The organism is Candidatus Dependentiae bacterium, assembly GCA_040878395.1.
In the GTDB taxonomy this organism is placed as follows: Bacteria; Babelota; Babeliae; order Babelales; family Vermiphilaceae; genus JAKBEL01.
Window position 1 is genome coordinate 55,120 of sequence record JBBDMI010000005.1, and the last position, 20,693, is coordinate 75,812.

Below are 20,693 nucleotides of genomic sequence, written 5' to 3' on the forward strand. Positions count from 1 at the left end.
ACTGAACATGCAACAGAACTCCTATTTGAGCTCTTGCCCTTTCTCAATATTCTACACATATAGAGGGCAACGGCATCTGGCACGAGAATATCCCTCACCATCATGAAAATACCGTGCAAAACATAACCAACAAAATTCTAAGGAACATTTTTTACACGTCATATGATTACATCCTTCATATTTTTGGATATGCGCCTTACAACCCGGGCATGACTTTGTGTTTTGACTCACCCAATCTTGCGAAGCTTTATCCGCACTTTTTGGATCTGCTGCCAACTCTCTTTCATGCTTTGCATCTTCACAACCTATGCCGTCACCATGATTATACAAACATTGCGAACAATAAATTTGATGACACGCATCACACTGAATTGATTCTCTTTTTTCATCTTGCACAAAAAAGGCAAATGGACAGTCCGGTGTTGGACAAAACTTAGTCCCCGGATTCTTTCTTAAATATTCTTGCATTTGAATATCATCAAATTGTGCCATACTTCTACGATTGTTTTGTGTAATTGAACGAATATCTTCCAAGGTATACTCTTGTGCACAATCTAGAGTTGAACATTTAAGCTCTTCAGTTGAACGTTCTTTCAGTGCCAACCCTACTTGCCTCATTAAACACTGACGACAAACACTATTATGACCACAATGTATTTGAGGAAATTCACTTTGTCTGCAATCTTCTAAACAGATAGAACATTCAATCAATGATGAAACATCTGCTTGAACTATAGGCACATGAGTTGCTTGATATACAGGAGCAACAGTTGTCGCTGCAGGAAAACTTCTTGATGTTGTCATATTATTGGCACGATGAGCACGCTCTAAAATAAGAGCTGCAATTCTTGGTGATGAACCACGCGAAGCATTAATATTTGCAAATTTATTCAAATAAGCTCGTGCTCCTGGAGATAATGCAACATTGTCATGTGTAACCCGTTTTAGTAGTTGACCTAACTCAGATGGACTATAATCCGCAGCAAACATTGAACTGACATTTAGAACAGTTAATATTAATGCTACAACTGTAATTTTTGAACTCTTCATATATAAAGACCTCCTCCATTAGATATTAAAAATAACCTCACATTTCACCCATTTTTTCAAAAAACTATTTTTTGACTAAGCGAAATCTGTTTTTTCATCTTACTATCAAATATAGACAAAAACATCTTTTTGTCAATTAACTATTTAAAAAATAAACTTATATTTTGCAAATAGGCAATACAAAGAAGGGGGGGGGTGCTCCTAGGTATTTTCACCCATTAAAACAGCTAAAACAGCCAAGTTATATATGTATTTATGTTCAGAATGCCAAAATGACCTCATTAGGTCAAAAGGCCAAAAAAAAGCGGCCCTTTTTCAAGAACCGCTTTTTTTTGTTATTTTTTTTGTAAAATTAGCTAAATTAAGCGCTATAACACTTTCAGCGCCTTTAGAAAAGACTCACTGATAACTCTAAGTGCATTTGTGCAAACGCCAACACAAAGTACTCACAGCGAAACCTACTCCAAAACCCAATGAAATAAGAAGTTTACCCAGATCTGAACCGATAACCTCCTTAAGCTCTCTTAGTTTATTTTTTAGCTTACAACTAGTATCTATATCAATACCAAGAGAAGCCCCAAACTTGTCTAATGCCTCTGCCCCTGTATCACCAGCCTCTTTTGCAAAATTGTGCGCCGCACCGGCTACTGCTGCAACATCAGCTGAAACATAATTATATCCACCAAAAGCCACACCAATGGCTAACAACATAGAAAAACGCATGCTATTCATAAAGAAAAGCCCCCAAATTAAGATAAGAAATAAGATACACCTACTTCATAATATTAACATAATTGAAATATGTCAAAATTACTAACTTAAAAATACCAATAATCATTGGCTCACCCACCAGGTAAGTTCATGCTTATTATGAAAGAGATGCACAATTTGGCTATTAGGTACCGCAAGAAACTGATCAATTACAGCAAAATCAGCCTCTCCCTGAAATTTAATTGTACACATAAAGTTCTTCACACCACCTTTATGCATCCATGTTGTAATAAGATTGAGCAATCGTTCAGGATAACAGATAATATCAGAAAAAAACCAATCTACTTGTGGTAGGCTATCAGGCGATAAGGCAAAAGCACTTTCTTGCAGAAAGGTGATATTGGGCAATTTAGCTATTTTTTGATCAAGCGGTGCCTTGTCGACAGCAGTAACCTTTAAATCTAATGAAGCCAATACCCAACTCCATCCACCGGGAGATGCACCCATATCAAGCACATGAGCTCCGGCAACCGGCGGCTGATGATGTATAGTGAAAAATTCCCATAACTTAAGATATGCTCGCGAAGGAGGTGTTGTTTTATTTTCAATAAACTCACACACACCTAGCGGATATTGTGATGTCGTTTGGGCAGAACATATAATGGTATCTTTATCATAAAGCGTCCATCCACCCATCGAATGTTTTGGCCGGTCTGCCAAGAATGCAATTGGAGATTTTTTAACTTTTGCCAAGCCATCCTGAATTAACTGAGCTCTGCGATGATAATCTATAGAGAACAGAGCCCAATTTTTCCCCAATGCACGCAACTGTTTTATACCATCATTAATAGATACAATAGGCAACCTCTTGCAATTTATCCACGTCACTTGCGCAAAAAGCGGCCGATAATCGGCATCAAAAAAATAAAGCCTATCATGTTTTTCAAAATCTATATTTCTATAATTTAGCTCTCGCTCAAGTTCATATTCAAGATTATAAATGGCCAATGAAATATGCATAGCTTAATCCCTTTGGTTAGTTATAGTAATCAATTGATTGTAACAGTCATAATTTAATAAACAATTTTTAAGCTAAAATTCATTTGATTGATAAAGAAAATTAAAACTACGAAGGAAAGATGGATGTAGTTTGATCATTATACCCTTCTTGAAGGCAAACAGCGTTTTACATTTACCATAATATCTTTTATTCTATTTTTATAGTTATAATATCTTTTTTCAAGGGGACAAAATGTTCAAATATGTATTATCAATGTTGCTAATCTATTCAGTGGCATGTCACGCAGAAGATATCCTGAAAGCTCCTTGCCCTCAAGATGCTTTACTTTTTATGGAATTGTCTTCAGTTCCTGAAGCAATAGCATCACTCAAACGCACACTTGAGAGCAATCTTGAGAGCGATAAAGACAACTGGTCTAATGCATGGCTATTGAGTCTTGCACATAGACGTCTTTTTGAGGATAATTTTGAGATTTTTTTAAAAGAAAACCAAACAATTCTTAGGCAGGAAGACCTGGAATACATGCACAATCCGGTAAAGATGAAACTACTTGATCAGGCAATGAAGACGACCAATGTGTGGGAACGAGGTTTTACATTAATTACAATAAGCTCAGTTCGTTATAATCCATCAGATAAAAAAGAAAAAAATCATATTATCCAAGCTTTCAAATGGCTCATCGTTACTGCTCTTTTGAACTATAATGTGCAAGATAAGTCATCTGAAGTTCTATTCAGCATAATACCTTTTCATTGTATTGATCTTGGTATTCTACAAAAAGGAATGCTAGAAGCAAAAGCATGGCTTAAAGCCCATGGCAAATATGACCTTGTTCAAAAAGAGGGAAATAGCCTTAGCTCATGTTTGCTTTTTTGATGTAGTTTAATAAAAACAGTTAAAGTAACAAAAGATAGTTGTGTAATAAAATACGCAACTATCTTTTTTTTATTAAAATTTATTCCGTTAAAACGATTAACTCCTACTTCGCTCTTCAAGCTTCGAAGGACAGAGGCCATGCCAGCTGACTTGTTCTTTGTAGCTCGAAGAGCCAAGTAGAAAGCTTTATGCGAAGGTTATATCAACCTTCGTTCTCTAAAAGATCTTCCCGAACCTGACTTAAGATATTGTTCAAACTCAATTGCTTTGGCCTCATCCTTAAATCCTATTTGAACCTGAAGCTCCCAGGGGCGATATTTTTTGGTATAAGGAGTCGTTCCAGCGTTGTGGTTTGATATTCGCTTAGCTAAATTTGTTGTACGCCCAACATATATTTGTTCTGGAAAGTTGATCGATCAAATTATATATACATAATACATAATCTATATCTTTATAATTATTGGAAAAATGATCACAGATTAGCCCAGCCGTCGCCAAGACTATGGCGGGCAGCCTTCGCTTATTATCGATTAAGTTTTTTTATTTTATCAAATTTATTCCGTTAAGAAAATGGCCTGCCAGCCGAAGCTTTATGCGAAAAAAGTCTCTATAGAATCGCCGTGTTTGGCCCAGCCTACGTCTGTCCGGGCCTTCAGGCTCGGCACACTTCGGCGGGCAGTCTTCGCTTTATTTTTTAATTTTAAGACATTTAGTAATGGCGATAGCCAGGCGTAGCTTGCCGAGCCTGAAGGCCCGGATAAGCGAAGACTGGTGTGCCCGGAAGGATTCGAACCCTCGACCTACGGATTAGAAGTCCGTTGCTCTATCCAACTGAGCTACGGGCACATAAAAAATGTCTAATGAAAAGAAAAGATAGACAAAATGTAGTATATCGCAAATAATCAGGTATTACAACGAAAAAATTAAGATATCACGCATCCACATGAATGTAATTCTGCATCTCGCTTCTTTTTATCTTTATCTTCTAATAACTTCAATAAATCAATAATCAAACCTGAGCATGGCTCATCACTATCATGGGCAATAATATCTAAATTAGAACTTATTGATTTAACTTTTCTATTAAATCCTCTCTTTTTTTTAAATTCCTCTTTATTTTCAGGCCAAAAAAAACACAATATATGCTTTTGCAGCTCAATTGCACCATCAGGAGCATATATAGTGACCGCATTATCTTCTAGAGAACCACGCGCAATAAGGAGCTCAACATCATCATTTGCACCAATTGAAGTTTTAATTTGTGCAATAAAATCCTCATTATCAAGAGAGTAGTATGAAAGAAATACAGGGGTTGTTTCATTCAATTGACGAGCTTCAATCCCTCTTAATTTCCTACGATTAATAATAGACGCCTCTAAATCAAATTGCTGTAATGCGACACAAGTAGCCTCTAGCACCCTTTTGTTTTTAGCACGAATTAAAGCTGACAACCATTGATTTGAACTTTTATCAACACGTACAAGACCCGAAGAAAATAAAAGACTAGAAGAATCAAGCGCAATCTTACACCAACTAAAGTTTTTCTTTGAACTTACATCCATAGAATATGCATATAGATATATCATAAAAAGTAGCATTAAAAAGAGATGCTTCATCATTTTCTGCCTTTTTTAAAAAAAATTACTACTCAGGCGCAACAAAAAGTTTTTCAAAATCATGAGCAATCTTTTTAAGCTGTTTGATCTGTTCGTCAGTTATATCTTGTGAATTAAAGATACTGTCATACAACTCTTTATGCACCGATGAAACAAAACTGACAAACTGCGTTGCAAATGCATGCACGTTCTTAAGGTCAAGCTTATCTAAAAAATCCTCTTTTAATAAAAAGAGCATCAATGATTGATCAACAAAATTATACGTAACAAACTGAGGCTGCTTGAGCAATTCACCGGCCAATGCCCCACGTTGTAATTTTTTTTGTGAAACATCATCAAGTTCGGTCCCAAATTGCGCAAAACTTAACAGTTCATGATATTGCGCTAATTCTAAACGTAACGCTTTTGTCATACGCTTAATTGCTTTTGTTTGTGCAGCACCGCCAACACGTGAAACTGAAAGCTCTACATTCACTGCAGGTCGCATACCTTGATTAAATAATTTGGTATCTAAAAAGATTTGCCCATCAGTAATGGAAATTAAATTAGTTGGAATATATGCAGTAATATCATCCGATTGAATTTGCACCATAGGCAAGGCAGTCAATGAACCGCCATTAATTGTTTTTCCTGCGCGCTCAAGTAAACGTGCATGCAAATAAAATACATCACCGGGATATGCTTCACGCCCCGGCGATTGACGCATCAACAATGACATTTGTCGATAAGCAATTGCATGATTACTCAAATCATCATATATAATAAGCGCATCTTTACCTTGTGAACGATAATATTCACCAATGGTACAACCAACATAAGGAGCCAACCATTGATTGAGCACCGCTTCACTTGCATCAGCACTAACAATAACTGTGTAATCCATTGCGCTATTTTCTTCTAACAAACGTAAAATACGCGCAAGATTTGCTTGACGCTGGCCAATAGAAACATACACGCAAATAACATTTTTATCTTTTTGATGTAAAATTGTATCTAAGGCAACTGCAGTCTTTCCGGTATTACGATTACCAATAATCAGTTCACGTTGACCTTTTCCAATTGGAACTAATGCATCAATTGCAATAATCCCGGTCTCAAGTGATTCATCTATAGGGCTTCGTTCGATAATCGATGCGATCTCAGGCTGTATTGATTGATAATCCGTTGCATCAATTGCACCACGACCATCAAGTGGCTTGCCAACAGCATTGATCACGCGACCAATTAATGCATCACCAACCGGTGCTTTAAATTCGCCACCGGTTCGTTTTACTACCTCTAATTCTGCAACAGGAATACTGTTATATAATAAAAATACGGAAACAGAATATTCATCTAAATTAAATACAATACCCTTATTTCCACCTTCAAATGTAACCAATTCACCGTACACTGCGTTACGCAAACCATGCACACTGCATACATCATCACCAACTTGAACCACCACACCGGTTTCATCCAACTCAGGACGTGGTGCTCCTTTTAATGCATCTTCAAACAATGAAACTAAATCGGTGCTTTTCACATTCATTTTGTACCTTATCTCATGAGTGACAAGCTGATGGCGCGTAATTTTTTGCGCACTGAATATTCCCACAAAAGAGTATCACTTTGCAAACGAATACCAGCTATTAAATTTTTATTTTCTCGATATGTATATATAATATCGTTACCCGTACGATGCGCAAGAAATTGTTGAATCGCATCCAATTTTTTCTTATCTAATGCGCAAGAACTTTCGATTGAAAATTCCATGATATTATTTTTTTCCTGATACAACTGCACGATATAATACAAAACATCAGCAATTAGTTTTGTACGCTTTTGCTCAACCAGCAATGACAAAAGATCATTAAAACAATGAGGCAACTTCAGTTGTATAAATAGTGTATGCATGAGCTCTTTTTTTTGTTTTTTATCCATAGTAGGAAGAGATAAAAAATAAACAAGCTTTGCATGCTTCTTAAAATACTTTAATGCTTTTTTTATAAACAAAAAATCTTCATATGATATTGGACACACAGCTATAAATGCTGCTGCATAGCGACGGGACAAAATCTGTTCTGATGCGGTCATATATCTTCCTTTTGCATACTCATAAGCAATGCATCTACAAAGGCTTCATCTACATTATTATCAAATTTTTTTTTCAATGCATCTTCTGCTCGAGCAATAGCATCCGGAACCACTTTGTCATACAATTTTTGTTGAGCAATTTCTTCTATTTGTTGGATATAAGATTTTTCCAGACGGACTTGAATATCCTCTTTTTCGAGCAAACGCTTGTTATGCTTACGCTTACAAGTTTCTTGCCACAGACGCACTTGATGCTCAAGTAATGAAATATGTGCATCATCTTGGACAAGTTTTGCATCTAAAATCTGTGCCTTATTATGCAACTGCTCTACATCATTGGCCAAATCTTGTTTTTTTTTGCGCTCACTCAATACATTTTGACGCAGCAGCGGAAGACCCCATTTGATAAAACCATACAAAAACAAAGCTATAATGATTAACAAATCAACAAAGCGAAATAGTAACCAAACAACCATCTCATACGTCAACATGCTCAACCTCCGAAACTATTTTATCGGTAATCTGAGCAGATAAATCATCTAACTGTTCTTGTTCAAAATCAATAGGCATAAGCTTTGGTGCAATATTTTTAAATATAAAAAAATCCGGATGGGTAATATCCGGCTTATTTTTTTTAGAAAAACATTTAAGCATATGCCAGTGACTTTCAATTTCTTGTTGTTTTGTATGCACATACCCTTGCCATTTGTGCTTTGTATCAACAACAGCATTATGCTTTTGCTGTTCACCATCTAATGCAACAAGTGCAGGTTTAAAATACAAATTCCGTAACAAAAACCATGCCACAAGAAAATTGATCATCTGAACAAATAAAGTAATATTAACTTCCATGTAGCTATCTCAATTACACCATGAATGTTAATGCAAATGCTATAATCAAACAATAAATCGCAGAACTCTCTACAATACCCATTGCAATCATCATAGTAGTACGAATTTGACCCGAACTTTCAGGATACTTGCCAAGATTCTCACAAGCTTTTGCGCCAATCATTCCCTGACCTATTGCAGGCCCAACACTTCCAACACCCATAGCAATTGCAGCTCCAAAATATGCCGCTGCTTTAGCGTAAAACATACCATCCATAATACGCCTTTCTCTTTAATAGTTTTTAATTTAAATTCAACCATTTAACTGATAACAGTTTAACTCATAATAACCAACATTTACAACCCCACATTCATCTATATCTGATAATCATTACACAAGCACAAAATAAAACAACACAAACTCTTGAAAATGTTAATGGAATAATGCTTTTTTAAAGATAATCAAGGTCATGCTTTTGTGTTTCCTTGCAAAATAAAGTAAAATTATCTTTTAGTTATATGAATAGTTATGCAAAACAATACTGTATTAATTTGACCCAATTAAACATTAGAAAAATAAAATGTATTTAAAAAACAAACACCGGCTACTTTATAGCCTCTTTTTTTTCGTTACTACTCAGCTACACATTCCTATACATTCAGCTGATGATCTTGCGTTTGATTTCTTTGACGATAATCCGAATCTTGCTTTAGAGCCGGTCTGCACTAATGCTGATCCTGCGGATGTCGTCATGCTTCTTATAGATGATCTAGATGCATTGTGTATTCTACAACAAGACTTTTATAAACGGACAAACGAACTTAACCAACGAAGCCTTTTAGATTATGGGCTTTTTTTACCACAAAAATTTTATGCCCGTGATTGGGAAATTGGGGCACACATTTTTTATAATCAAACTACACGTGACAATTTCACACGAAAAAGCACCGCCCTATGCTCTTATTTAGCAATTTTCAATGAAACCTTATTAAATGAAATTCAAAGACGAGCTGAAGAATTGACCGAATTGCCATTTCAATTACGTGAAGTCCTCCCTTTATTTGCAAATACAACAGTGCAAGAACGCAGAACCGGCGCAATGTTTCATGGCATGCGCAGATGGGGCCAATATCGCTTTAGATTTCTATTTCCTTTTTATTATCTTGAGTCAAATATATTCCTAACGCCACAAGAAATCGATCTTATTCAAGCAGCGTTAGGTATTACCGACCCGACCGATGATATGGAATTTGCACGTAATAATCTCATTGCAGATAAAGTCGGCCTTGGTGATTTGCGTTTAAACTTTGATTTCCCTTTCACAAATATGCCCGGAATGACCACTAAAATTGGTGTACAAGCAACGATACCTACCGCTTTTTCAATAAAAAATGGATTGTATGGTTCTACATTCAAAAAACGTTGCCGTGGTCCATTACTAGACTTTTGCAAGTTATTTGATTTAGCAACTGAAAAAATGGATTTTGATGCAATTCAAAACATTGTCACTCAATTTGGCCAAGATGCACTTGAACAGTTCAATGCAAATCTTATTGAACTCCCTATGGGCAATGGCGGACATTTTGGTGTTGGTGCATATATACGATCAAAAACGCCCCTTAACTCCGTCATCAAACGTCCATGGGCCGATAACATTACCATGCGCAGTCGTATGTCAGTTGAATATTTATTCCCACACAGGCAAAATCGTTATTTTATTGAAGGTGATAACAAAGCACGTTTTGCAGCACTCGGACTCGATCGTGCTACAAGCGTAATTACTGATCAAGTAACAAATGATCCTGCTTATGCACGCGCAGTTCTAGGCTTTTTAGAATCACAATTAACCGATAAAGTTTTCCCATTCTCATTATCTACCAAAGTTCAACCCGGTATTATTTTCCGTTGGATGACCAAATATATATATGAAACAAATCAAAGATGGGGATATTTTGTGGGTACCGATACATGGCTCACCACAAAAGAACGCTTATCTGATATCCGTGTTCCTGAAGGATTTCCAACACCACTCAATTGCAAGATTGCACGCAAACCATTTGGTTATCAAGTTGGCTTTATGGGTAATCTTTTTTGGAAACGACCAAGTGGATGGTTGCTCACACTTAATGGCCAATACGATTTCACCTCTACCGGCATCGGAAGCGATTTTTTACTCAGCTTTAATTTTGAAAAAAGTTTTTAATAATGTTGAAAAAATATAAGGAATATAAAAATTATGTTTAACAAAAAAACAATCTTAATGAGCATCTGTTTGCTTACAGCAATCAATAACAATGCAGAAGTCTATCGCCGTATGATCACCGGAAACACCATACTCATCTCAAAACTACTCAAAGCGATTGATGGTAGATCATTTGGCCTGCACGGACAAACGATTCGTGCGATATTAAAAATTCGCACACGTCTTGTGCGCATGCTACAAGGCACACTACAAAAAGATGGATCACACCAAGGTTCTTATACATTTGACAATACACAATACACCATTCAAGAATTATACACTGTTGAAAAACAAGGCGAAGTTGATCATGAAATCATGTACAACCGACTCAAAGAAGTAAAAAAAGATTTCAACATACAAATCAATCCATTTGTAGAATTAGGACGAGGATTTAAACCGCAAATGCTTATCTTAATTGAAGAATCATTGCGCCTACATAAACGGGAAAATAGCATTTTACATTTGTGGGCAGGAGAAGCTGAAGGTCAAGATATGGTCGCTTTCGAAGAAAATGTACAAACATTTGATGACTTGGTACATTTTCTTCAAGACCTACTCAATTTCTTAGATGATCTTATTTCAAGTTGCCCAAAAGCAACTAAGCAATTTATTAATTCACTCGAAACTGATCGCGAAAAAAAAATGCGCGCACAGCAGTTTGCACAGGTTTTTGAACGCCAAAAACAAAAAATAAACAATTACTCTCGACAACAATAACGAAAAAATAGATTTATGATCGAGCAAGAAGAATTAACCGGAACTATTGAAAAATGTATTTATCAAAATGAACAAAATGGATTTTCCGTATTTGTTTTAGTTTTTGGTAAAGATAAATCAACTATTGTCCGCGGCCACATGCCTCAAATTCAACCTGGTGAACAGGTCACCATACAAGGCGCTTGGGTTATGCATCCAAAGTTTGGACGACAATTTGAAGCAAAATCATGCACTGCGAGTGCTCCAACAAGCGTTCTTGGCCTAAAAAAATATTTAGGCTCAGGCATGATAAAAGGTATCGGTCCAAAATATGCAGAAAAATTGGTCAATGCATTTGGCACCGAAACCTTAGAAGTCATTGATAAAAAACCACATCTTTTGTCACAAGTTGAAGGTATCGGCCCAAAACGGATCGAACAAATTATCAATGCATGGCATGATCAAAAAGAGATCTCCAACGTCATGGTTTTTCTACAAGACAAAGGAATTTCTCCCGCTTATGCTACAAAAATCTATAAAAAATATGGCCAAGAATCAATTGCAACTGTCTCTGAAAATCCCTACCGTTTAGCAGAAGAAATTTGGGGCATCGGTTTCAAAACTGCCGATCAAATAGCATTGCAACTTAACTTTGAAAAGCATTCAATCAAACGAGTACGCGCAGGTATTTTATATGCATTAACTGAACAAAGCGGTCAAGGACATCTCTATTGTGAACTCGATGAGCTCAAAGAAAAAACCGCCGAGCTTCTTGAACTTGAGATTGAACAAAAAGATCAACTGCTCAAAGCATCATTTCACGATCTCTACAATAGTGATAAAATAAAAATCGTAAGTCATGAAAACAAACATTTTATTGCACTCACCAAACATTACTTTACCGAATTTGGCACTGCAAAAAAAATTGAAAAGCTACAAAGTTATCCAAGTGACATTCCGTTTAAAATTGATGAAGTCTATCAACAACTGCGTGTATCAAAACCTGGTGAAGTTGAGCTCAACGAAGCTCAACAACGAGGCATATTGACCTGTCTTCAAAATAAAATATCAATCGTTACCGGTGGCCCCGGAACCGGTAAAACAACATTGATAAAAAAACTGATCGAAACCTTAGATGATAATCATGTATCATATAAACTTGCTGCTCCAACCGGACGTGCTGCAAAACGTATGAGCGAAAGCACCGGTAAAACTGCCTGCACCATTCATCGTTTACTTGAATTTGATGTAAGCAGTTTCGGTTTTTCTAAAAATGAAAATAATGCACTCAAATTACATTTTTTAATTATTGATGAAGCATCAATGCTCGATATCTTCTTAATGTATTCAATTTTACGTGCAGTACCTCATCATGCACATGTCGTATTTATCGGTGATGTTGATCAGCTTCCTTCAGTTGGACCGGGCAATGTATTGCACGATCTCCTTGAAAGTGAAAAAATAGCACATGTGCGCTTAACACAAATTTTCAGACAAGCTCAAAACAGTATGATCATTGTCAATGCGCATAGAATCAATCAAGGTGAATTTCCTATCGCACCGATTGACGGTGCAAAAAAAGATTTCATATTTATCAAAGAAAATGAACCGACTAATGTTATCAAGCATCTTGAAAAAATCTATAAAGGAGGTTTGGCTAAATTCGGTATTTATCCAAATAATGCAACAACTTTGGTTCCTATGAATCGTGGTTTGGTCGGCACACAAAAATTAAATTACGACATCCAGCATATGCTCAATAACATAGAAACCGATCAGCAAATTTCACACGGTGGAAACAACTTTAAGATTAAAGATCGTGTTATGCAGATCAGAAATAACTATGATAAAAACGTATTTAATGGTGATACCGGTGTGATTGATGCAATTAATAAAACCGATCGCATTATGTACGTAAATTTTTTAGGCACAACTGTAGAGTATGATTTTAGTGAACTTGACGAGCTGGTTTTAGCTTATGCAATTTCAATTCATAAAAGCCAAGGTTCTGAATTTGATGCTGCAATCATTCCTATATTTATGCAACATTTTATGCTTTTACGCAGAAACTTAATCTATACCGCTATTACACGTGCAAAAAAATTGTGTATATTTATTGGGCAACCGAAAGCAATCGGTATGGCAATTAACAACACAAAAGATATCAAACGTGTTACTTTCTTAGATCACTATTTAAAAAGCGATTTAACATGTCGATAACAAAATTCATCCTGCTTGTGCGTCGTAGCTTTAGCATAGACGTAAGTACTGCTTTAGCAGTGTATCGAAGGATCATCCTGCTTACACTCTTTATTGTTATCACTACCTTTCCTGCACGTAAAAAAAAAATAACACTCATACTTGATCCTGCAGGAGATGCACGCAATCCCGGCCGATTAATTGGCGACAATTATGAACGTACATATACATCACGCATTGCTCATCAACTCAAAGAGATTTTAGAAAAAAAAGATAACAATATTATGGTACTCTTCACACGTCTACCCGGTGAACAAAACGATCAACGAGAAAAAACTCGTTTTGCAAATCGATGTGCACCTCATCTGTTCATCAATCTTTGCGCATATCAAAGCACACATATTAAACCTCAAATCTACATGTATTACTATACAAATCAAACGACTACAGACAACAACTGCTTGATTCCTTTGGAAAATGCATATCAATCACACAGTGCCCTAACAACAATCTATGCAAACAAAATATACACCTCTATCTCCCCTTGTACTCGCATCTGCGATGCACATGCGCCAAAAGGCATTGCCTGCATCCCACTTAAAGGAATTAATGCACCCGCTTTATGCATAGAAATTGGATGCAATTCTGCCCATAATCTGCATAACACTATTTCACTCATTTCCGATGCACTATATACATGCCTAGAGGAACAAAAGTGAGACGCCTGCCTTTTATCATTATATGCAGTGTCATGTCAGCTTTACTCTTTTTTTCATTACAAAAAGAATGGATAATCATCCAAAGGCCAATACCGACAACTGAAGCAACAACCACAAAAACTGAACAAAAAGAATACATTCTCTATTGGAGCGCTCATGCATTGCAACAAGAAACTAAAACAATAATTTGGACTGATAATATGCAAAAAAATCTGCACTATGTCCTCAACTCTTGGCTCATGTATCTCTATGAAGAAGGACTACATAAAAAACTACATATTGAAACTGCCATGCTCAATCGATCAGAAACTGAACTGTTTATTTCATTCGATCGTCAGCCATTCGGCAAACAACAATCAATACAACAAAAAACAGATTTTATACAAAGCCTACTAAAAACAGTTGCACAATGCTGTTCAGTTTCCAAAGTACGTTTTTTACTTCGCCATAAGCAATTTCATGATCCTCATCTGGATTTTTCTCACAGCTGGCCAACCAATCTATTTTAAAAAAATCTTTACAAGTTATGCAATCCAGGTAAATTAACGTTATCGTTCCAAGTAAGAAGCAACAAAAGGTTAGTAATGAAATTCAAAAACAAAATTTGTTGTATCCTAATTATCGGCTACACATTCAACTGTTTTTCCGCCATATTTGATATTGCATATCCCTATACTATAGACAAGAAAGAATTTTTTCCCTGGACAGCATTCTTTCGCAGTCTCTATGCCCGTAAAGAATTAGCTTTAGGTAAATATCCTGTAAAAGCTGAAATTAGCGGCTATGTCATGCATGAACCATTTTGGGATAGTCGTCAAGTTGATGCAAGCGTATCCGGCTTGCAACTTTTTGCACCGCAACCAAAAGAGTGCGATCCACGTGGCAAAGATATAAACGCGGTTGGCGAGTTTAGCATGTCACCACTCGAAACACGTGGACGTGCAAAATTCTATGGACCAATAATTGAAAATGCTCCCGTTCCTCTAAAATTTTTTAATGGCGCTGAAATATTTGGTTTGATTGAATTTGACTTTATAGGATCAAATGAAGTTTTAGCACGCGCCCGTGCACGACACGCCTATATGAAATTAACTTGGAAAGAACCGGAAATCACCTTTTGGGCAGGTCAATATTACCATCCTATTCGACTAGCGCATCTTGACTTGGATCCAAAAATTATCGGCCGTAATCGTGGCGCACCGGTTCATCCAAATGTGCGCGACCCACAAGTACGTTTTACCAAAGGATGGAAAAATAAACTGAATTTAGTATTAACGGCCCTTACGCAATTACGCGCACGCAGTGAAGGTCCTGAGGGAAGAAGCAGTATATATTTACGACGCTCAATGATGCCGGTTTTCAATGCACAGCTGTGGCTCGGGCCACAAAGCACTAAATATGTATTCGGCGTTGGATTTGATATTAAAAGGTTGATGCCACGATTAGTCACTAATAAATGTGTAAGAACACGTGAAACTATTACCAGCTCCGCCTTTGATATATATGCAAAAATAACCGCCGAACCACTTTCAATACGAACACAATTTGTATGGGGGCAAAACACCGGCGACTATGGCATGCTTGGTGGCTATGCAGTAAAGACTATCAACCCGCGCACTGATGAACGCACCTATGCAAATATTAATGTTATGACCTATTGGATAGATTTTAACCTTGATAAAAAAATATCCCCAGGTCTTTTTGGAGGACTCACTAAAAATTTAGGAACCAGTACACCAATTATTCCATCTATCACAAATACCAAAGGTGAAACTGAATCATTAGTATATGCACGCGGACCAGATATTAAATATATGGCCAAAGTTAATCCACGTATCCGCTTACATTTCAGACCAATTGTATTTGGTGCCGAAATAGAATGGACACGCGCAGGCTATGGCACGGTTAAACCATCCGGACAGATTGAAAATGTTGTCCCCGTAAGCAACGTTCGATTTATTTTAGCATCTTATTTCTTCTTTTAGATAAACAGGAATCACATGATTAAACAGAATAATACATTGTTGAATATACTCATGTATATATGTATGATATCAACAACAATAAAAATACATTCAGAAGAACAGCAAAACCCACTTGGCCAATCATTTTATACATCATCTTATGTAACAGAAAAACATGACACACTTATTCATCCGGAAAAACCTACAATTGATGAATCTACCATTACCCCATTGGACAGATCAACAAAAGAAGAACCTGCAATAGAACAACCACTTGTGGATCTATCGGAAGCAAAAGATGCAGATTTTTCATTCTTTAATGATCCTTATCTTTTTGAACAATATGAACAACAACCATTACATGATTTAACTCAGTTGGAAGTTCCATCTGGCACAACTGATACAGAAAAACCGGTTGTCGATCTTTCCGAAACAAGTGATGTAGATTTCAGTTATTTTAATGATCCTTATGCATTTGAAAAATTTAGAACTGGCCTGCCCATAAAAGCAAAATTCGGTGGATACGTACAACATTCATCATGGTGGGATAGCAGACAAGCGCTGGAAGCTGGTGATGGTTATGTATTTATAATTCCTAAACCACGTGAATTCGATGTTGATTGCCAAGATATAAATGCTCGTGGTGAATTTAATATGAGTATGATCGAAACCCGTGTGCGTGCTGAACTGTTTGGTCCTAAAATTTTAGGTGCTGAGTCATATGCTTATATCGAATCTGATATTTTTGGCAGCGGTGTTGTGATCAATCGATTTAGAGTGCGTCATGCTTTCATACAACTGACCTGGCCTGAAGAATCAAAAGTTATGCTTGGACAATTTTGGCATCCTATGTTTTTAGTCAAAACATTTCCACTTGTCGTTTCATTTGATGGTGGTATTCCAATAGCCCCTTTTTCACGAAACCCGCAAATTCGTTATACCTACTATGGCGGCAATAAAGAATTGCTCATTGCAGCAATTGCACAATTACAATTCACCAGTAATGGCCCCATCGGTTTTAGTTCAACCTATCTACGTAACTCACGCATGCCCATGTTGATGATACGTGGGGCTTATGATTCTGAACGGGTTTATGGTGGTGGTGGCCTTGTGTTCCAACGTTTAAAACCACGTCTTGAATCGAATAAAGGTTTTCGTGTAAATGAATCAATCAACAGTGTACAAGCAACTGCATTTGCTACCATTAAACTTGAACCGGTCGAAATACGACAACAACTCATTTACGCTCAAAATGCAAATGATCTTTCCATGCTGAGTGGTTTTGCCGTAACCAGTGTCAATCCAACAACTGATGAACGCCGTTACACAAATACAAATGCCGTAAGTTATTGGATGGATATAAACATAAATCGCCAAATTGAACCTGGCCTGTTTATCGGTATCACCAAAAATTTAGGTGCACACAGAAATATTATTCAATGCCTTATTGATCCTGCAACAGGACAAGAGGAACGCACGCTCTATGGATTGGCTGAAATTGGCGATCAAGTTGATACACTTTTTAGAATATCTCCACGCGTTCGTTTTCATGTTCTACCTATAGATTTTGCAGCTGAAATCGAATATACACGTTCAGCATCCGGTTGCATCAATAATCGCGCACGCATAGACAATATTGATCCTGTTTCCAATACACGCTTAATATTTACCGCATATTATTATTTCTAACTTGAGTAATTAATGCATCATTTAAAAAAAAGATTCATACTCCTTTGTTTTTTTTCTGCCTGTTGTGCTTCTGCTAATCAAGAAATATCCAAACAACCATTGGTTCATTTAAACCAAACGCATGATGTTGATTTCGCTTTTTTTAATGATCCCTATCTATTTGAACAATATGCTAAACAACCATTATATGATTTAACCCAGTTGGGAATTTCATCTGATGGCATTGCACCGGATGCTGAAACCCCGGTTGTCGATCTTTCTGAAACGGCTGATGTTGATTTCAGTTTTTTTAATGATCCTTATGCGTTCGAAACATTCAGAACCGACCTACCCATAAAAGCGAAATTTTCTGGTTACATACAATATGCAAGTTGGTGGGATAGTAGGCAAGGTGAATCTCTCGGTGCCGGTTTTATATATTTTTTTCCTAAAGATCGAGAGTTTGATGCCGATTGTCGTGATGTAAATGCACAAGGAACTTCAAATATGACAACTCTCGAAACACGAGTCCGTGCAGAGTTTTTCGGTCCGGAAGTTTTGGGTGCAGAATCATTTGCGTATATTGAAGCAGATTTCTTCGGTTTCGATCAAATATCCGATCTTTCACGCAATTCTGTTATAAACCGTATGCGATTGCGTAACGCTTTTATACAATTGAGCTGGTCAGCATCAAAAATATTACTCGGTCAATTTTACCATCCTATATTCATCATCAAAACATTTCCTTTGAACATCTCGATCGAAGCCGGAGCTCCGATTGCACCATTCGGTCGAAACCCTCAAATACGTTACACCATTTTTAAAAATAACTATGAAATACTTTTTGCAGCACTAACACAATTGCAATTTACCGATACCGGCCCTGAAGGATTCAGTTCAATCTATATACGCAACTCAAGAATGCCAATGTACATAATACGCGCTGCTTATGATGTTAAACATATATATGCCGGAGCTGCCGTATTATTTGAACGTTTAAAACCACGCATCGAATCTAATAAAGGGTTCAGTGTTAATGAATATATTAACAATGCACAAGCGACTGCATTTGCCACCATAAAATTTGAACCCTTGGAAATCAGACAACAAATAACCTACGCACAAAACGCAAGCAACATTGCAATGCTTGGCGGTTTTGCTGTCAGCAGTGTTGACCCTGCAACCGATAAACGCCATTATACTAATTTAAATACATTAAGTTATTGGATGGATATAAATATTAACCGCAAAATTGAACCGGGACTCTTTATCGGCATTGCAAAAAATTTAGGCGCAAACAGCACGATTATTCAATGTTTACCCAACCCAAAAACCGATACACCGGAAGAAACGTTGTATTATTTTGGTAAAGGCATCAATACATTATTTAAATGCTCACCGCGCATTCGTTGGCATATTCTTCCCATAGACTTTGCAACCGAAATTGCCTACACACGTGCAACCTATGGCTGCATTGATGATTATGGGCGCATTCAAAATAGTGCTCCTGTCTCAAATACACGTTTAATTTTTGCAGCATATTACTTTTTTTAGTCTTCATATCCTGCAGCAGCTAATGCAGCAGAAACATCCCGTCTTCTATGTTTAACTATTTCAATATCTTTACCTTGCGCCTTAAGCTTTTGCTGAATTTCTGCAATACGTTCATTAGTAATTGGATTATTTGTTAATATAATTTCTTCAAGCCTTGGAAATATATCAAACAACTCTATCGGCAAATCAGTTATATTATTATCTCTTAAATCCAAATATCGTACTCGAGGTATAACTTTTGCTCTATCAGTCTGAAATGTTTCAATATTATTATTTTTTAATTCAAGCCGCACAAGCTCACTTAAGCCTTTAAACCATCGCATATCTATATTTTTGATATTATTGTTCTTAACAAAAAGATATGTAGTAAATGCAACGTCTCTAATCAAATTTAAACCATGCAAACTATTCAAACCTAAATCATCTAAGACTAAACTGTATCCAACACCATAGGGCATTGTGTTTATTCTAAAACTATAACCACGATTCAATCCTTCATATATGGATTGTATTGGTAAAGGTATTCCGCCAACTTTATATACATATTTTGCAATTTCATCCCAAATATTTTGTGATAATTTATCTTTATATAACTGATAGAACTCTTTCGGATCTTCCTGACTGATTAAATAATCACCAACAGCACCTGCATACATAAGCAATAAATCATGAGTATCTAAAAAATCTGCAGCGCTTAACAAAGCAAACAATTTCTCTAAAGACCTTATATTAACTCTTTGCTGCAATATTTTTCTTGATTTAGTAGTGTTGTACAATTGATTCATATCATCTGTAATTTGCTGCAAAGTTTCACCCGAAATATAGCGAAATGATATTTCGGGTGGTTGCCCTTCTTGAAAACCATCAATAATAGTTTTTATCGTTTTAGATTGTTCTGCAACTTTTCTTGGTAATACAACTTTAACACCATCACTACTTTTTAGTGTAATTAATTGCTCTGATCCATCTTCACGATCCATGCCCAAGAAAAAAAATGCTGCAATTACCAATGTAAAAAGAGAAATAATAACAACAATGCGTGTTTTAACATTCATAAAACATTCCTTTTTTTTAGTTTAAAAAAAGTTAGCAGATTAAATGCATAAGATACAATCCTTTTGTCATTCCTGCGAAGGCAGGAATCCACAGTAAATGAAATAAATTCATTAGAAAATATTTTTTATATAATTTACAACATCTATACCATTTAATTGTACAAATTTTTTATGGATTCCTGCCTTCGCAGCCTGCCCGCCTTAGCTTTAGCGACGGCTGGGAATGACAGAGAGGAAGAACTTCATAGTTTTGTGTGATAATTATTTTGAAAGTAATTTTTTCTAAAATCAGCTCTTAAATCAAATTCATCTAAAACAATTGCTTAAAATATTACACAAAGTTGTGGATAATGCATAGGGCTTTAACTAGGATGACAAAGAAAAAGTCTACATAAAAAAACTTTTATGGTGCGT

Annotated in this window: 20 protein-coding genes and 1 tRNA gene; 9 read left to right on the forward strand and 12 right to left on the reverse strand. The window is 36.4% G+C overall.

Features of this window, described 5'->3' with window-relative positions; all coding sequences use genetic code 11:
- Positions 1–51: 51 nt before the first annotated feature.
- From WD055_01755 to WD055_01765, 3 genes are all read right to left on the reverse strand, one after another.
- Positions 52–1,050 carry an IBR domain-containing protein gene (locus WD055_01755; GenBank protein ID MEX0848926.1) on the reverse strand — a complete coding sequence of 333 codons (999 nt, stop codon included), beginning with the start codon at positions 1,048–1,050 and terminating at the stop codon, positions 52–54.
- Positions 1,051–1,461: 411 nt separating this feature from the next.
- Positions 1,462–1,782 carry a hypothetical protein gene (locus WD055_01760; GenBank protein ID MEX0848927.1) on the reverse strand — a complete coding sequence of 107 codons (321 nt, stop codon included), beginning with the start codon at positions 1,780–1,782 and terminating at the stop codon, positions 1,462–1,464.
- A 102-nt stretch (positions 1,783–1,884) separates the two neighbouring features.
- Positions 1,885–2,781 (reverse strand): SAM-dependent methyltransferase, encoded by an 897-nt coding sequence (locus WD055_01765; protein MEX0848928.1) that lies wholly within the window; start codon positions 2,779–2,781, stop codon positions 1,885–1,887.
- Between the two features lie 232 nt (positions 2,782–3,013).
- Here WD055_01765 and WD055_01770 point away from each other — a divergent pair, with 232 nt between their 5' ends.
- The gene (locus WD055_01770; protein ID MEX0848929.1) at positions 3,014–3,658 is read left to right on the forward strand and encodes a hypothetical protein; all 645 of its coding nucleotides are present in this window, start codon (positions 3,014–3,016) and stop codon (positions 3,656–3,658) included.
- Positions 3,659–3,855: 197 nt separating this feature from the next.
- Here the strand turns inward: WD055_01770 and WD055_01775 are convergent, their stop codons facing one another.
- From WD055_01775 to atpE, 8 genes are all read right to left on the reverse strand, one after another.
- Positions 3,856–4,071, reverse strand: a complete 216-nt coding sequence (locus tag WD055_01775) for a GIY-YIG nuclease family protein (GenBank protein MEX0848930.1) — start codon at positions 4,069–4,071, stop codon at positions 3,856–3,858.
- A gap of 356 nt (positions 4,072–4,427) precedes the next feature.
- Positions 4,428–4,504: transfer RNA gene (locus WD055_01780), tRNA-Arg, on the reverse strand.
- A gap of 77 nt (positions 4,505–4,581) precedes the next feature.
- Entirely contained in the window at positions 4,582–5,277 is a 696-nt protein-coding gene (locus WD055_01785; GenBank protein MEX0848931.1) for a hypothetical protein, read from the reverse strand.
- A 25-nt stretch (positions 5,278–5,302) separates the two neighbouring features.
- Complete coding sequence (atpA, locus tag WD055_01790; protein MEX0848932.1) at positions 5,303–6,805, reverse strand: F0F1 ATP synthase subunit alpha; 1,503 nt, start codon at positions 6,803–6,805, stop codon at positions 5,303–5,305.
- 8 nt (positions 6,806–6,813) lie between these two features.
- Positions 6,814–7,350: an ATP synthase F1 subunit delta gene (atpH, locus tag WD055_01795; protein MEX0848933.1), complete on the reverse strand. Its 537-nt coding sequence runs from the start codon at positions 7,348–7,350 to the stop codon at positions 6,814–6,816.
- Positions 7,347–7,841: a hypothetical protein gene (locus WD055_01800; GenBank protein MEX0848934.1), complete on the reverse strand. Its 495-nt coding sequence runs from the start codon at positions 7,839–7,841 to the stop codon at positions 7,347–7,349. The genes atpH and WD055_01800 overlap by 4 nt, the downstream gene beginning before the upstream one ends.
- Positions 7,828–8,172 carry a hypothetical protein gene (locus tag WD055_01805; GenBank protein ID MEX0848935.1) on the reverse strand — a complete coding sequence of 115 codons (345 nt, stop codon included), beginning with the start codon at positions 8,170–8,172 and terminating at the stop codon, positions 7,828–7,830. The genes WD055_01800 and WD055_01805 overlap by 14 nt, the downstream gene beginning before the upstream one ends.
- 43 nt (positions 8,173–8,215) lie before the next feature.
- Entirely contained in the window at positions 8,216–8,458 is a 243-nt protein-coding gene (gene atpE / locus WD055_01810; protein MEX0848936.1) for an ATP synthase F0 subunit C, read from the reverse strand.
- Positions 8,459–8,762: 304 nt separating this feature from the next.
- Here atpE and WD055_01815 point away from each other — a divergent pair, with 304 nt between their 5' ends.
- The 8 genes from WD055_01815 to WD055_01850 all read left to right on the forward strand — a co-directional run bounded on the left by WD055_01815 (position 8,763) and on the right by WD055_01850 (position 19,224).
- Entirely contained in the window at positions 8,763–10,385 is a 1,623-nt protein-coding gene (locus tag WD055_01815; GenBank protein ID MEX0848937.1) for a hypothetical protein, read from the forward strand.
- A 33-nt stretch (positions 10,386–10,418) separates the two neighbouring features.
- Positions 10,419–11,141: a hypothetical protein gene (locus WD055_01820; protein MEX0848938.1), complete on the forward strand. Its 723-nt coding sequence runs from the start codon at positions 10,419–10,421 to the stop codon at positions 11,139–11,141.
- Positions 11,142–11,156: 15 nt separating this feature from the next.
- Positions 11,157–13,340 (forward strand): ATP-dependent RecD-like DNA helicase, encoded by a 2,184-nt coding sequence (locus WD055_01825; protein MEX0848939.1) that lies wholly within the window; start codon positions 11,157–11,159, stop codon positions 13,338–13,340.
- Positions 13,331–14,038 (forward strand): N-acetylmuramoyl-L-alanine amidase, encoded by a 708-nt coding sequence (locus tag WD055_01830; GenBank protein MEX0848940.1) that lies wholly within the window; start codon positions 13,331–13,333, stop codon positions 14,036–14,038. The genes WD055_01825 and WD055_01830 overlap by 10 nt, the downstream gene beginning before the upstream one ends.
- Positions 14,035–14,547, forward strand: a complete 513-nt coding sequence (locus tag WD055_01835; GenBank protein MEX0848941.1) for a hypothetical protein — start codon at positions 14,035–14,037, stop codon at positions 14,545–14,547. Before WD055_01830 ends, WD055_01835 begins: the two co-directional genes overlap by 4 nt.
- A gap of 75 nt (positions 14,548–14,622) precedes the next feature.
- Positions 14,623–16,023 carry a hypothetical protein gene (locus WD055_01840; protein ID MEX0848942.1) on the forward strand — a complete coding sequence of 467 codons (1,401 nt, stop codon included), beginning with the start codon at positions 14,623–14,625 and terminating at the stop codon, positions 16,021–16,023.
- 15 nt (positions 16,024–16,038) lie between these two features.
- Positions 16,039–17,691, forward strand: coding sequence for a hypothetical protein (locus tag WD055_01845; protein MEX0848943.1), 1,653 nt, complete (start codon positions 16,039–16,041; stop codon positions 17,689–17,691).
- A gap of 12 nt (positions 17,692–17,703) precedes the next feature.
- Positions 17,704–19,224 carry a hypothetical protein gene (locus WD055_01850; GenBank protein ID MEX0848944.1) on the forward strand — a complete coding sequence of 507 codons (1,521 nt, stop codon included), beginning with the start codon at positions 17,704–17,706 and terminating at the stop codon, positions 19,222–19,224.
- Here the strand turns inward: WD055_01850 and WD055_01855 are convergent.
- Positions 19,221–20,279 carry a leucine-rich repeat domain-containing protein gene (locus tag WD055_01855; GenBank protein ID MEX0848945.1) on the reverse strand — a complete coding sequence of 353 codons (1,059 nt, stop codon included), beginning with the start codon at positions 20,277–20,279 and terminating at the stop codon, positions 19,221–19,223. The genes WD055_01850 and WD055_01855 overlap by 4 nt on opposite strands.
- Between the last annotated feature and the right edge of the window lie 414 nt (positions 20,280–20,693).